Raw genomic sequence first — 14,726 nt, forward strand, 5'->3', positions numbered from 1 at the left:
AAATAATTTGCCATCTGGACCATTATCGGTGTTTAGGCCTTCTTCAAAGGAGGTGACAGGCATGCTAGCCGAGTAGCTCTACAGGCTCAGGACCCATTGATTTTTATGGGGAATTTTGATTCAGACTCTGTAAGGAGACTGAAGGTGAGCGACTTGTACTGACTACAGGATGACCAGATGGATCGTCTGCGGCCGTTTTTCCAAAAGCCACGGTAAATCTAGCGTTGATGACCGCCGCGCGCTGAACGGCATCATCTTTGTGAACCGTAATGGCCTGATGCGCCCGGGAATACGGCCCCCACAAGACGCTCTACAACAGCTGGAAACGTTGGGGCGACATGGGCATATTTTCATGCGGATGATGGGCGGTCTGGCCGCCGAAAAGACAGAGCCTCAGACCATCATGATTGATGCGACCTATCTCAAAGCACATCGCACGGCTTCAAGCCTGCGGCTAAAAAAGAGGATCCAGGCCGCCTGATCGGTCGCACCAAAGGCGGTATGAATACGAAGCTACATGCGCGATCACGGATAAGACCGGACGACCGCTGAGCTTCTTCATAACGACGGGACAGGCCCGTGATTACACCGGTGCCGCTGCTCTGCTGGACAGCCTCCCTATGGCACAGTGGATGCTGGCGGACCGGGGTTATGATGCTGACTGGTTCCGGGGTGCTCTGGAGGAAAAAGGGATCAGGCCCTACATTCCGGGACGGAGATCCCGCGGAAAACCAGTCAAATACGACAAACGAAAATATAAACGTCGCAACCGCATCGAGATCATGTTCGGAAGGATCAAGGACTGGCGGCGGGTCGCAACATGCTACGACAGATACCCCACCGTCATTTTCTGGCTATGTGTCCTGATCCTAGGACGGACTTAACAGCTTTTAAAACGATACATCCTCAGGATAGGCCCAGAACAACCGCAAGGCCGATTGCCCGCGTAAATTCCCGCTTTATCAGAATCTGCTCAAGAATACGTCCGACGACATACAGAAAAGCAAACAGACCGCAGAAGACATATGCCGATGTAGGCGAAAATTTCTTCGCCTTTTTCTCTTTGTCCCCGGTATCGTCTTTTTTTTCTGGCGCCGGTGCACCCAGAAATTTATCGATGGAATTCATCGGAGGAACTGCGTCTTTTTTCTCGCCGGGACTTTTCTTGGCGTCGATCGCCGCCGATGATGCAACCGAATGGGATGCCGACGTCAGCAGAGCTGGTTTCTGATGATCTCTTGTGAACTCGAAGACTTTTGCAAACCCGAAAAACAGTGCTGGCGCCAAAAAGCAGAGCAAGAGTGTCCGACTGACGAGATTATATCTTAATCTTCGTCCGTGCTCACTGGCTTCCACGTTCAGGACGCCAGAGTCAAATATCGACATCTTGTCCTGCGAAGGCTGGTTTTTTTTCTTGAAAACCAGCCTTTCCTGAACGCGATCATATGTTGTCCCCGGGACCTGGAACAGAGCATCAAGTTTTTCAAACGCCTTGTCGGTCGAGAGATCCGGTGCGAGTGGTACACTACCCCGAACACACCAGATCCAGTCTATGAAACGCAGGTTCAAGTGTCGTTCCTCTCTAAGGGAAATTACTGCCAAACTCGTTTCAGCTCACACGGCTCCGCACAGAGGCCGGCTGTATTCCAAGGCGCTTTCTGATCTTGCGCCTGACTGTCTTGAAAGCCTGAAGGTAAGGATAGGTCATCTGCTCGCGCACAGACATCCGACGACCGCCCTCCATACCCAGAAGCTCGGCTTCACCATCCACACAGGTTCCAAACATGCGATCAATGAAAATATAGGTATTGGAAAAATTACTGCGACTGGCCTCAAAATCCCTGGAATGGTGCAGGCTGTGATGTTCAACGGTATTGAACAGATATCTCCACCACCTGGGTGTATTGAAGCGGACATTGATGTGCTGATAGACGGAAATCGCCATGGTCATCGCGCCTGCAAGCAGGAAAGCGCGCGGCACGAAATTGAAAAATCCGCCCATACCCAGTCCAATCAGGAAGAGCTCAAGCGGATTGCCGACTGAACCCTTATTCACATTCAACTGGGTAATGTAATGATGCACGGAGTGCGGCAGCCACAAGGGATACCAGTTATGCATCCCACGATGCATCCAGTACTGCCCGAAATCAAAAATAAAGGAAATTAGAAACGCCTGCACGAGTATGGGAAGCCCTAGAAACCAGTCCAGCTTTCCAACATGCAGGTAGCCCTGAATATAATCAGCGACCGCATCGCTACCGGCATAAATTTCGATATACTTAATGAGAGTATAGCCCAGACCGACATAGAAGAGATCAGTGACCAGCTCTTTCCATGTCAGTTGCCAGCTTCTGTAGCGAGGATTGACCCATTCCAGTCCAAGCAGAACAGCCTTGAATACGACAGAGATCCAAACGGCCGTTGATGCCTTCGCAATCGAGTTCGGCGCGTAATACCAGAACAGGATCAGTCCGAAGAGAACTGCTGGCTGAAAATAAGTGAAGAAAAAAAGCTTCACCGGGCCGCCTTCGACCTTGGGAATGTTTTCCCAGCCGATCGTTACCGGAGCTTGTGTTCCAATCACCCGTTTTCCGACACGAATTCCGTCCATTGTAACCCCCTGCAGGCTTGTAGCCAGATTGGTACGGACCAAGATTGATTCGGAGTTAATCAGAAACTTGCATTCGAGGTCATTACGTCAATCGACGTATAATTGCGCGACAAGCATATTTTTCGGAAGAAACTCTCTAAAAATACGCCCTTCCGCTTTAATAAACACAGGATGTCACGCGATTTGAGCAACCTCACAAAGATTATCATTTTTATACACACGCGATGACCGCGACAGCCTGCCCTGCACGGACCGGCTTACCAGGAGAGGCCCTGATTTCGCGGATCACCCCGTCGGCAGGCGATTGCACAGCGATCTCGATCTTCATGGACTCCAGCACCACGACAGTCTGACCAGACGTTACAGTATCCCCTACCTTGGCCAGAACCTGCCAGACGTTTCCGGCAATATCGCTCTCTATGGCCAGTTCACCCTCTGCCAGTAACGTCGCGTCTTCGTCCTGTGCAGACGTTTCCTGGGTTTCGAAATGGTCCAGACCGGCTTCGATCCAGTACCGTCTCTCAGCCTCAAAGGCTTCTGCCTGGCGCGCGCGAAACTCCGTGATTCCTTCCGCCTCACGCTCAAGAAATTTTTCATAGTCCGACAGGGACAGTTCGCTCTCTTCAATCCGCAGATCATAGCGTCCGACCGGAAAGTCGCGCCGGATTTTTTCAAGGGTTTCGGCTGAAACCGGAAAAAACCGTAACTGATCAAAAAACCTCAGCAGCCACGGCTTTCCTTCAAAGGCTTTCGGCAACGTGTAGCGGGCCCACATCTGCAATGTGCGTCCAACAAACTGGTACCCGCCGGGCCCTTCCATCCCGTAGACACACAGATAGGCCCCCCCGATACCGACGGAATTTTCAGCCGTCCATGTTCGCGCGGGATTGTATTTTGTCGTCACAAGCCTCTGCCGTGGATCAAGGGGCGTCGCAACAGGGGCTCCGAGATAAACATCTCCCAGCCCCATGACGAGGTAACGTGCGTCAAATACGGTCTCCCGCACGTCCCCGATCGTTTTCTGACCATTGATCCGGCGGATGAACTCGATATTGCTGGGACACCACGGAGCATCCGGCCGCACCGTCGTCATGTATTTCTCGATGGCCAGCCGGCAGGCAGGATCGTCCCATGAAAGCGGAAGATAAACCGTTCGGGACGCAACACGAATATCCCTGCGTTCGATCACGTTCTTCCAGAGACCCGCAATCTCAGACAGCAGATCGGAGAGAGGCAGGCGTTCAGGCACGAAGTGAACCTGAAGCGAACGTATGCCGGGCGTCAGATCAATCACGCCCGGTGCCCGGACCTGCTCCAGGGCTTCCATGAGAGCATGCACGCGGAACCGCAAGGCGATATCGAGCCTGGCGTCTCCAATCTCCAGAAGCAGCGACGTGTCTCCCGCCAGCCGTCCGACCAGACGCTCCTCCCCTTCTCCGATATCCAGAACAATCGGAGACCCGAGCGGGCATTGGGACCATTGCGACGGAAGAGGGGAAAGAGAGGCAATTTCCTCATTCTGGCTCCGGGCAATCTCACGGGCGGTCTGCACCGTGACAGGCACGAATCTGATACGGTCCCCGGCTCTGAGTTGTCCAAGTTGCCAGAGATCGGCCTCGATCACGGTCGCAGGGCAGACAAATCCTCCAAGGCTGGGCCCATCCGGCCCAAGGATGACGGGCATATCTCCCGTAAAATCCACTGCCCCGACCGCATAGGGATTGTCATGGATATTGGAGGGATGCAGTCCTGCCTCCCCTCCCGTATCACGAACCCATTCCGGACGGGGACCGATCAGGCGGATCCCTGTCCGGTTTGAATTGAAATGAACTTCCCACTCAGATTCAAAGAACCTGTCGATATAGGCAGGTGTGAAATATTCAGGCGCCCCGTGCGGGCCATAGATCACACGGATCGTCCGTATTCCACACGGACTGGCGCACAACTCTGGCGCAAGGGTCCGCTCCTCCGGTTGTACTGCGGCAACGCCAACATGCAGGACGTCGCCAGCCCGCAAAGGCCGACCGGCATGACCACCGAATTTGCCAAGCGTAAATGTGGACCGGCTACCAAGGTAAAGCGGGACATCCAGACCTCCACTCAGGCACAGCATGGAACGGGCACCGTCCCGCGTCATGCCGAAGCGCAGCGTCTGCCCGGCACGGATACGGAAGACCGTATTCATCACGAGCGGAACACCATCAAGGGTAATCGCGATATCCGCGCCGGTCACAACAGCAGAACTCTCGACATTGAACCGCAGAGACGGTCCCGTCATGATGATCTCAAGACCTGCTGCGTCCGAAGAGTTTCCGAGCAGCGCATTACCAAGGCGGAAGGCTCTGCTGTCCATGGGACCGGAGGGTGGAACACCGACAGCCCAGTATCCCAGCCGTCCCGGAAAGTCCTGAACCGTCGTCTGGGTTCCGCCCGTCAGAACGTCGATCGTGGAAGGACGATAAACAATCTGTTCAAGGCATCGCGTCCATGGAGCACCAGACGTGAACGGCACTTCAGAAAGGATCTGCCGCAGATAGGCCCGGTTCGTTTCCACGCCGTAGAGCGATGTTTCTGCCAGCGCCTGATCAAGTCTCTCGATCGTCTCAGCCCGCGTTGGTGCAAAAGCAATGACCTTGGCGATCATGGGATCAAAGAAGGGGGAAATTTCGGCTCCTGCTTCGAGCCAGGTATCGATACGCAGCCCATTTCCTCCTGCCCGGGGAAAGCTGACTTCGGTCAGCAGACCCGGTGCGGGCTGGAAATTTTTCCCTGGATCTTCAGCATAAATACGTGCTTCGATCGCATGTCCTTCAGGCTTCAGTCGGGCCGCGAGGACGGTGAGAGCTGGAAGAGCACCGGCGGCAAGTTCGATCATCCAGCGGACCAGATCGACCCCCCAGACCTCTTCGGTTACACCATGCTCGACCTGAAGACGTGTATTGACTTCAAGAAAATAGAAATCTTCCGCGATCGTATCATAAACAAATTCTACTGTGCCCGCGCTTCTGTAACGAACGGCCTCGCCAAGACGGATCGCCGCAGCGCAGAGAGCGTCCGCCATACCAGACGGCAGACCTGGAGCTGGAGTTTCTTCTACGACTTTCTGATTGCGTCGTTGGACCGAACAGTCCCGTACGCCAAGCGATATGACTCCTCCTGCTCCATCGCCAAAAATCTGGACTTCAAGGTGACGTGCGCGTTCGATGTATTTTTCGACGAAAACGCCGGAATCACTAAAATTGTTCTCGCCCAGCTGCCGAACAGTCTCATAGATTCCAACGAGTTCCTCCTCGGTCCAGCAGACGCGCATCCCGATGCCACCGCCCCCGGCAGTGCTCTTGAGCATTACCGGATACCCCACCCCGGCCGCAGCCTGGCGGGCGTCTTCCACGGACTGAAGCAGAGGAGAGCCCTGCAACAGGGGAACGCCCTGCGCACAGGCAAGAGCACGCGCCTCATGTTTCAGGCCAAAGGCCACGAGTTGCCCTGCCTCTGGGCCAATAAACCTGATCCCCGCAGCCTCACAGGCGTCAGCGAAAGCCGCATTCTCCGATAGGAAACCATATCCAGGATGAATCGCCTGCGCACCCGTCTCAAGGGCAATTTCAATGATACGCTTTGCATTCAGATAGGTCTGCGAAGGACCGCCCTCTCCGAGAGAGACCGCGATATCTGCGTCTCTCACATGCAGACTCGCCACATCCGCTTCGGCATAAACCGCAACTGAGCCGATGCCCATCTGTCGTAACGTTCTGATGATCCTGCACGCGATTGCACCACGGTTGGCAATAAGGACGCGATCAAACATGGCGCGACAATCCATATGATGAGCGGGAAAGGAAAGGTGTCATGGCTTCGAAACTCCGGTCACACGTACGCCAAACAGCCTTACAGGCCGCTACGGCTTTCATCTCCCGGGCTTTTGTCCCGCCGTGTAACCTCGAAGCCGAGGCCGCGTGCTCTCGGACCAGACTCCCAACATTCATTGGGGCGGAACCCTAGCGCGCCATTGCCATCAATCTTGTTCCGTTCAGAAAACGGGTCAAGGAGAAATTCAATGTTTCGCGCGGATTTTAATCCGGAAAGAGAATCCGTTTTCCGATCGCAATATTGCCCTTGCAACTTCATACCATGACCGATATGAAAATATGAAAGCCGCTAGGGTTCCGGTCCAGTTTTTCTGGATGGCTGGTCCGAGAGCGCGCGGCCTCGGCTTCGAGGTTACACGGCGGGACAAAAGCCCGGGAGATATTGAGATGCCGGAAATGGCGTCGCATATCTTTCGTGATGTGTGCGCCATCTCCGTCTGAATAGACCGGAGAAGAACGACAATGAAGCCGACTTTATGTCTTCTCGCCCAGGCCTGTAGCCGGAAACGGCGGGGCTGTTCACTCACGGCTCGGTACGTCCGATGATCGGCGCCGATACGGTCAGGCCTTCTCCCGCATCCCCACCGCATAGTGTGGACAGCGAGTATCTCGCCCGTCTGGGATATCAGCAGGAGTTGCGGCGGGACCTCGGGCCATTCGCATCCTTTGCTGCCGGATTTTCATTTGTCTCGGTCCTGACCACCGTCTTCGAAATGTTCCCCCTGGGTTATTCTTTCGGCGGTCCGGCTTTTTTCTGGACATGGCCGCTCGTTTTCTTCGGGCAGTTCTGCGTAGCTCTCTGCTTTGCCGAGCTCGCTTCCCACCTTCCGGTCGCCGGCGCCATCTACCAGTGGTCTTCGCGTCTATCGGTCCGAGACGTGGGATGGATTGCAGGTTGGCTGACGCTGATCGGATATATCGTCAGCGTTTCCGCGATTGCCATCGCCATGCAGTCCATCCTCCCCAGCCTGTGGAGAGGGTTTCAGTTCATCGGGACGAACCCTGATGTGACGACCCTGAGCGGCGCAGAAAATGCCGTCATTCTGGGAACAATCACGATCCTTGCGAGCACGATCATTTCCTGCGCGGGAGTGCGCATTTCTGCATTCGTCACGGTTGCCGGGGTCTATGCGGAAATTGGCGGATTATGCCTGCTTGTCGCGGCGCTCTTTCTGAACACCAGACGGGGTTTCGAAGTGACGCTCGATACATCGCACATGGCGCCGGGCATGTCCGGGCATGGGGCATTTCTGGCTTCAATGCTCATGGCGGTCTACGTCATGTACGGGTTCGACAGCGCAGCCGAGCTCTCGGAAGAAACACATGATCCCGCCCGCACGGCGCCTCGTGCAATCGTAAGATGCCTTCTTCTGTCTTTCGTAGCGGGTGGACTTGTGATCCTTGGAGCCCTGATGGCTGCGCCGTCGCTGTCTTCGGGAGAGCTTGCGACGATCGGTGTGCCGTATGTCATCAATGCCATCACATCAGGAATCGTGGGGCACCTTCTGTTGGCCACTGTCGCGATTTCCGTTTTTTCGGCAACGATTGCGATCCAGACATCCGCCTCACGCGTTCTTTTCTCCATGGCGCGGGACCGGGTCATTCCCGGCTGTGAGCAGCTTGGGCGAATTTCCAGCCGCACCGGGACGCCGATCGCCGCGACAGTCTTCGTGGGCGTCCTCAGTGCCGCGTTCCTCGGGGTTAATTATGGCGACGCGTCGCTTTTCGGCGCGATTACATCGTCCGCCGTAGGTGTGACGTATTTCGCCTATCTATTGGTAACGGTTCCGCTGCTGTTCCGACGCTGGCAGTGGCTAAGATCGGACGACGACTCCTCATTTGAGTTTGAGACGAAGGGACGCGTCCGCCGTGCATTTGTTAATCTCTGTGCCGTTCTATGTGGGGCGCTATTTCTTCTCAACACGCTCTGGCCCCGCACCGCGGTCTTCGATCCAGGTGGAGAACGGCCTTACATGGTCGCATTTCCTACCGCGTTCCTGATGCTCGCGCTTGGCAGCGGGATCATCGTGAAGAAATTCCAGAAAACCCCCTCCGAAGCCTAGCCCCTTCCAGACGGCGACATGACAGGCGCCACCGACAAGGAGACACTCCATGGCCAATCCGGCTGAATTTCCGACACTCACCCCGACCCTCTACCGGGAAACCATTCCCGGAGGTGGCCACCGCTCTCTTATCCTGCGCGCAGGGCAGAAACTCCGCCTGACCGACCTTGAAGGGGGCGCAAACCTTTCGCTCATGGCTCTCAACCCGAGACAGATGACCGAGCGGCTCAATCTTCCTGACTCCCTCAAGGCCCAGCACACTGCTTTCGTCACGGCGGGACACTGTCTGTATTCGGATATGGGGCGCGTCCTGCTCGCGGTCACGGACGATACCTGCGGCTGGCATGACTGCTTTGGTGGCATTCTGAATGCTGCCGAAGTTCATGAAAAATATGGCGATGGTCGTTTTGGAGATCTGCGGAACGGTTTTTATCGCAACGGTTTCGAAAACCTTCTCGTGGAAATGGGTAAGTGGGATCTGGATGCGCCTGACATCCAGATGGTCGTCAATTTCTTTAGCAAGGTCGCGGTCGCGGATGGCGGCTTCCTTGAGTTTGTCGAGGGCAATTCAGCGCCTGGCAATTACGTCGATCTTTACGCACCGATGGAAACGCTCGTCGTGATGACGGCTCTTCAGCACCCCATGGACCCCTCACCTCATTACGCGCCCAAACCTGTGGAATTCTCTGTCGAGGATGTGCGGGACACCAGCATTACAGCCGCATGTAGGCAGTCATGCGCGGAAAACGGACGCGCTTTCTACAATACGGAACTCTTCTGCCTGTAAGGACCCGAAACGATGTCGATCATCTCCAGCACGCTCGACCCTGCCGATGCCGTCTCCCGTCATGTCATCGGCGCCGGAGAGCCGTATGTTTTTGACGTCAAAAAAGGCCAAACGCTCCGTCTTCTCGACCTCGAAGGCAATCAGGCCATCGATACGCTTTTCTACAATGCCACCAATACCCGCGAGCGCTACGACGTCCAGCGCACTATCCGGCGACAGAAAGCCCTGTTTCTGACAACGGGCACCGTGCTGTATTCCAATCTTGGAAATCCGCTGGCCACGATTACCGCAGACACCTGCGGACAGCATGACACGCTGGGCGGCGCCTGCTCGCAGGAAAGTAATACGGTCCGCTACGCTACCGACCGCTATTACATGCACAGCTGTCGCAACAATTTTCTGTGCGGCTGTCTTCAGGATGGGCGCCTGACCAAACGCGATCTGGCGCCGAACATTAATTTCTTCATGAATGTGCCCGTGACGCCGGACGGTACGCTGGTCTTTGCAGATGGCGTTTCCGCCCCGCTGAAATATGTTGAGCTGCGCGCTGAAGTCGATCTGATCGTCGTCATCTCCAACTGTCCCCAGCTCAACAATCCCTGCAATGCGTGGAATCCGACCCCAGCAGAAGTGCTCATCTGGGACTGATTTTCATAACAGACGAAGGACTGGACGATGTTGACAACCCTGCCCGACCTTGCCCCGCACACGCTGCTGACTTCATATCGCGATGGAACACTCACGCCCCGTGATCTGATTACAGCGCTTCGGGAAAAAGCCCTGGCGCTCAACAGCGATTATCATGCCTTCATCCATGTGCTCGACGAGGATGAAACGGAGCCCTATCTCCAGCGGCTCGAAGCTCTGGAAGACAGGAGCCTTCCGCTCTACGGTATTCCATTCGTTATCAAGGATAATATCGACCTCGTCGGAATTCCGACGACCGCAGCCTGTCCGGCCTTCGCGTATAGTCCCGACGAAACCGCTACCGTGGTCCGTCGCATTATCGATCTGGGCGGTATTCCGGTCGCCAAAGCAAATCTTGATCAATTCGCCACCGGCCTGAACGGTACGCGCTCGCCATATGGGATCTGCCGCAACAGTGTGCTGCCCGAGTATCCGTCGGGCGGTTCAAGCTCCGGCTCATCACTGGCCGTGGCACTGGGTGTGGCGAGTTTCGCCCTTGGCACGGATACGGCGGGAAGCGGCCGTATTCCCGCTGCCTATAACAACCTCGTCGGTCTCAAGGCCACGCGCGGGCTGATTTCGACCCACGGGGTCGTGCCAGCCTGCCGGACCCTAGACTGCACGACGCTCCTGACAGCCTCTGCAGAGCAGGCCAGCATGCTGTTCTCCCTGCTGGCCCGCTTTGATCCCGCCGATGATTACAGCCGGCACAACCCGCAATGGAACGCGGCTGCGGCATTCGGAAAGGTCCGGCCCGGTTTCCGGTTTGGCGTGCCGGCACATCCTGATTTCGCAGGATGCACGGAAAGTAAAACCCTGTTCGCAGACGCTGTGGCGCGTCTGGAAACCTTGGGCGGTATCGCCGTTGCAGTGGATCTGTCCCCCTTTCTGGAAGCTGCGAGACTCCTTTATGAAGGTCCATGGGTTGCAGAACGTCATCTTGTCGTCAGGGATCTACTGACACGCGATCCCGAGGCCATTCTTCCCGTTATTCGCGCCGTTCTCGAAACCGCGCCGGGCTACAGCGCCGGGGATCTGTTCTCAGCCCTTTACAGACTTCAGCACCTCAAGGCGCGCTGCGATGCCGTGATGGACGATCTGGACTGTGTCCTGACCCCGGCCATGCCACGCCCCGTCACGCTCGCTGAGTTGCAAGAACAACCTGTGGCCGCGAATTCCCTGCTCGGCGTCTATACCAATTTCATGAATCTGCTCGACTATTCAGCTGTCGCCGTCCCATCGGGTTTCATGGCGAATGGTCTACCTTGGGGAGTGACCATCTTCGGCCGTTCCTTCACGGACCAGTATCTTCTGAGCGTCGCCGATGCGTTTCAGAGAACATCGGCGCTGCCTCTGGTGGGCGGTCAGACGCTCGGGGCGCCTGTTGTCGGACGCGCGGCCTCAAACGACAGGGCGAGAGTCGTTGTCTGCGGCGCGCATCTCGATAATCTGGCGCTCAACTGGCAGCTTCGGGACCGACACGCGCGCCTCGTCAGGGTCGCCAGAACCGCACCAGATTACCGCTTTTACGCCCTTGCAGGTGGCCCGCCCCTGCGGCCGGGACTGGCACGTTGCGCAGAGGGGGGGCAGGCCATCGAAGTCGAGGTCTGGGAACTGCCCTCAGCCGAACTCGGTTCGTTCCTGACGCAGATTCCCGCGCCCCTGGGGTTGGGTAAGGTCGAGCTCGAGGATGGCAGCTTCGAAACCGGGTTTATCTGCGAAGGCGCGGCTCTCTCTTCCGCTACGGATATTACGTCCACCGGGGGATGGCGGGCGTGGCTCTCCTCGGGCGGCCCGTCAACAATATCGCCCTGACACGGCAAACACCTACAGTCAGGCAGGTTTCAACCAAGCTTCCCGATAACGGAGCGGATCCGTTGGGAAGCAGTTCCGCAACAACAACGCAGCTCCGCAGCCTGTGGGGGTCGAACAGGGAGAATGCAATGTATCAGGCATCCACCGAAAGGCCTGCACACGGCCAGACAGAAAGGCGCCCTACCCGGCGCCCTGAAAAACGCATCGGGCAAGGTGCCAAAAAAGGTACTCCCATGCGGGAAGATCAATGGTCGCAGGAACGTCCCGGATCAGGATTTCCACGAATACTTGTGGCCGATACACCCTCTCCTTCCCTGCGCCGTCTGGCCGAGGCACTCGAACAGGCCGGGATGACTGCCATGACAGCGCCGAACGGCGAAGCCATGCTCGACACGCTGAAAGCCGTCTCGCCGGACCTTGTCGTCATGGAAGTCGCGCTGCCGGGTCTGGGTGGTTTTGAAGTAGCCAACCGGATCAGACACGATCCAACCTTCAGCCATATTCCGTTCATTTTTAGAACGGAACAGATGGACACGCAGAACGTTCTGCGCGGACTGGCGGCAGGAGGTCTTGACTACATCTCCAAGTCCCGGCCCGTTGAGGAAATGGTAGCCCGGATACAGGCCCATCTCCGAGTCACCTTCGAGACACGCACATTGCGTCTGACACTGGATGCCTGCCACCGGCCCACCATCGGCGTGACGGCGGATGGCTGTCTGTCATGGCATACCCCGGCTGCTGCTTCGCTGCTATCCGGGCTTTTCGTCTCGTGGCAACCCCACATGCCACTTCCGTCAGCACTTCGCGACGTCTGTGCTGAACTGGCGAAACAGGGGCCTGCGTCGGGACACAGGACTATCGAACTGAACGGCGCGATGAGAAGTACGATCGAAGGTGGAAGCCTGGAATGTATCGCCGGGGCCGCAATGCCTGATGGAACACTCGGCGTAACCCTTCTGCTGCGTCGAGCCGGGGAAGAAGAACGGCGCCTCGCTACGCGCCATAATCTGACCACCCGAGAAGCACAGGTTCTCTTCTGGATCAGCCGTGGCAAATCGAACCGGGACATCAGCGAGGTGCTTGGAATCAGCGCCCGTACTGTCAACAAGCATCTCGAGCAGATCTTCGCAAAACTGGGGGTGGAAAATCGTGCCTCCGCGGCTGCCATCGCCGTCAAGACTTCGACGAAGTAACCGGGAATGCGACAGCTCTCTCACAACATCCCCGGCAACATCTCCCCGTCCGGAAAGATAGATCTTAAGCGCGTCCGCGCACTGCTTCAGGCAGGTCGGCCGCTGGCTGCGCGACAAATGGCGATAAGCCGGGCTGTTCGCGACCCAGCCAGCGCAGAAGCAAGATTTCTTCTGGGCATCAGCGAGATAACGCTCGGCAGGATCCGAGAAGGGGTCGGGCATCTGCGTGAGGCGATTTCTCTGGCACCCTCGGCAGAATATCATGCCCAGCTCGCGCGATGCCTGCTAATGCTGAGAAAGGACGGGGAAGCACGTTCGGCCCTTCAGAATGCTGCCGACTGCCTTGCGGGCGACGGAACAGCAGATGCCCTGACCCATGATACGCTCGGATGCGCCTATGCCCGGCTGGGGGATCACACGGCGTCCCTTCCACATTTTGCCGCTGCTGTACTGGCGGAACCCGGCAACGCTCAGTTCCGATACAATCAGGCCATCGCACTGAGTTTCGTGGGCGATGTAGAGGCATCCGAAAACGCTTTCGAAGCCCTTCTGCATCGCGAGCCTCATAACGCCCGTGCCCATCACGGGCTTGCCGGGATCCGGCGCCAGACGGCCGCACGCAATCACGTTTCCCGCCTACGGACAGTCAGGAACAAAGCGCAGGATCAGGAAGCGCGGCTTCTGCTGGGATATGCACTCGCCAAGGAGCTGGAAGACATTGGTGACGCGCAGGATTCGTTTCGCTGCCTTCTCGACGTTAACAACGAATATCGCAGCCAGATCTCCTATGATTTTGCCGAGGACGAACGGATCTTCGATGCCATTGAAGCCAGCTGGCCACAATGCGCTATCGCTCCCGTCACAGATCCTCCGGCCCAGGCGCCGATTTTCATCCTCGGGATGCCACGAACAGGCACAACGCTCGTCGATCGCATTCTTTCCTCGCATCCGGATGTGGTCAGCGCAGGCGAGTTGCAAGCCTTTCCACTGTCGGTCAAAGCCGCCTCGGGAACACGCTCGCGCAACGTGCTCGATGTCGAGACAGTCCTTCACGCCGCTGGAAAAAATCCCGGACAGATCGGCCGATCCTACATGGAACGCGCCGCCTCTCATATTCCGCCAGATGGTCTGCGTTTCGTCGATAAATTTCCGGGGAATTTCCATTATGCCGGGTTGATCGCACGCGCCCTTCCCAACGCTACGATCCTCTGTCTGCGTCGTCATCCGATGGATACAGTAGTCAGCAATTTCAAAAACCTGTTCGCGACGACCTCCCGCTATTACCAATACAGCTATGATCTGCAGGAAATCGCGCAGTATTACGTTCGTTTCGACCGGCTGATGGCTTTTTGGAAAAAGGCTGTCCCGGGCCGAATTCTGGAAGTGCGGTACGAGGATCTCGTCGAAGATCAGGAGCGTACAACCCGACGTATTCTGCAACACTGTTCCCTGCCTTGGTCCGAAAACTGTCTGGCATTCCACGAGAACGCCTCCCCCGTTTCGACCCCCAGTGCAGCGCAGGTCAGGCGTCCGATCTACCGCGACGCACTCGCCCGCTGGCGCTTGCATGAAGAAGCCCTTGCCGAAGCACGGGCGATATTCACGGCAGCCGGCATCCCTGTCGAGCCCATAATTTCAACCGGAGTTATGGGCGTTTCGTCGTCCCGGACGTCATGACGGCGGATTGGGAGCGCAATGCCC

General features: G+C 56.7%; 9 protein-coding genes, 1 pseudogene and 2 riboswitches. Of the genes and pseudogenes, 7 read left to right on the forward strand and 3 right to left on the reverse strand.

What is annotated here, in order from left to right:
* Positions 1 to 177 precede the first annotated feature (177 nt).
* Positions 178 to 884: pseudogene (locus GKA01_RS02035) on the forward strand (IS5 family transposase).
* 22 nt (positions 885 to 906) lie between these two features.
* Here the strand turns inward: GKA01_RS02035 and GKA01_RS02040 are convergent.
* The 3 genes from GKA01_RS02040 to uca form a co-directional block, all read right to left on the reverse strand.
* On the reverse strand, positions 907 to 1,569 hold the full coding sequence (locus GKA01_RS02040; protein WP_146858739.1) for a hypothetical protein: 663 nt from the start codon (positions 1,567 to 1,569) through the stop codon (positions 907 to 909).
* Positions 1,570 to 1,609: 40 nt separating this feature from the next.
* Positions 1,610 to 2,611, reverse strand: coding sequence for a sterol desaturase family protein (locus GKA01_RS02045; protein WP_146858741.1), 1,002 nt, complete (start codon positions 2,609 to 2,611; stop codon positions 1,610 to 1,612).
* Between the two features lie 211 nt (positions 2,612 to 2,822).
* Positions 2,823 to 6,419, reverse strand: a complete 3,597-nt coding sequence (gene uca, locus GKA01_RS02050) for an urea carboxylase (protein WP_146858743.1) — start codon at positions 6,417 to 6,419, stop codon at positions 2,823 to 2,825.
* Positions 6,420 to 6,520: 101 nt separating this feature from the next.
* A riboswitch (guanidine-I (ykkC/yxkD leader) is annotated at positions 6,521 to 6,624 on the reverse strand.
* A 135-nt stretch (positions 6,625 to 6,759) separates the two neighbouring features.
* Positions 6,760 to 6,861, forward strand: a riboswitch (guanidine-I (ykkC/yxkD leader).
* A 161-nt stretch (positions 6,862 to 7,022) separates the two neighbouring features.
* Between uca and GKA01_RS02055 the strand changes: the two genes are divergently transcribed.
* The 6 genes from GKA01_RS02055 (at position 7,023) to GKA01_RS02080 (ending at position 14,702) form a co-directional block, all read left to right on the forward strand.
* Positions 7,023 to 8,543, forward strand: a complete 1,521-nt coding sequence (locus GKA01_RS02055; protein ID WP_146858744.1) for an amino acid permease — start codon at positions 7,023 to 7,025, stop codon at positions 8,541 to 8,543.
* Positions 8,544 to 8,592: 49 nt separating this feature from the next.
* Positions 8,593 to 9,330 carry an urea amidolyase associated protein UAAP1 gene (locus tag GKA01_RS02060; protein WP_146858746.1) on the forward strand — a complete coding sequence of 246 codons (738 nt, stop codon included), beginning with the start codon at positions 8,593 to 8,595 and terminating at the stop codon, positions 9,328 to 9,330.
* Between the two features lie 12 nt (positions 9,331 to 9,342).
* Positions 9,343 to 9,978, forward strand: a complete 636-nt coding sequence (locus tag GKA01_RS02065; protein ID WP_146858748.1) for an urea amidolyase associated protein UAAP2 — start codon at positions 9,343 to 9,345, stop codon at positions 9,976 to 9,978.
* A gap of 27 nt (positions 9,979 to 10,005) precedes the next feature.
* A complete protein-coding gene (atzF, locus tag GKA01_RS02070; RefSeq protein WP_146858750.1) occupies positions 10,006 to 11,832 on the forward strand; it encodes an allophanate hydrolase in 1,827 nt (608 codons plus the stop codon).
* A gap of 290 nt (positions 11,833 to 12,122) precedes the next feature.
* Positions 12,123 to 13,025 carry a response regulator transcription factor gene (locus GKA01_RS02075; protein WP_244289153.1) on the forward strand — a complete coding sequence of 301 codons (903 nt, stop codon included), beginning with the start codon at positions 12,123 to 12,125 and terminating at the stop codon, positions 13,023 to 13,025.
* A gap of 6 nt (positions 13,026 to 13,031) precedes the next feature.
* Entirely contained in the window at positions 13,032 to 14,702 is a 1,671-nt protein-coding gene (locus GKA01_RS02080; RefSeq protein WP_146858752.1) for a tetratricopeptide repeat-containing sulfotransferase family protein, read from the forward strand.
* Positions 14,703 to 14,726: the final 24 nt, after the last annotated feature.

Source organism: Gluconobacter kanchanaburiensis NBRC 103587 (assembly GCF_007988905.1).
In the GTDB taxonomy this organism is placed as follows: domain Bacteria; phylum Pseudomonadota; class Alphaproteobacteria; order Acetobacterales; family Acetobacteraceae; genus Gluconobacter; species Gluconobacter kanchanaburiensis.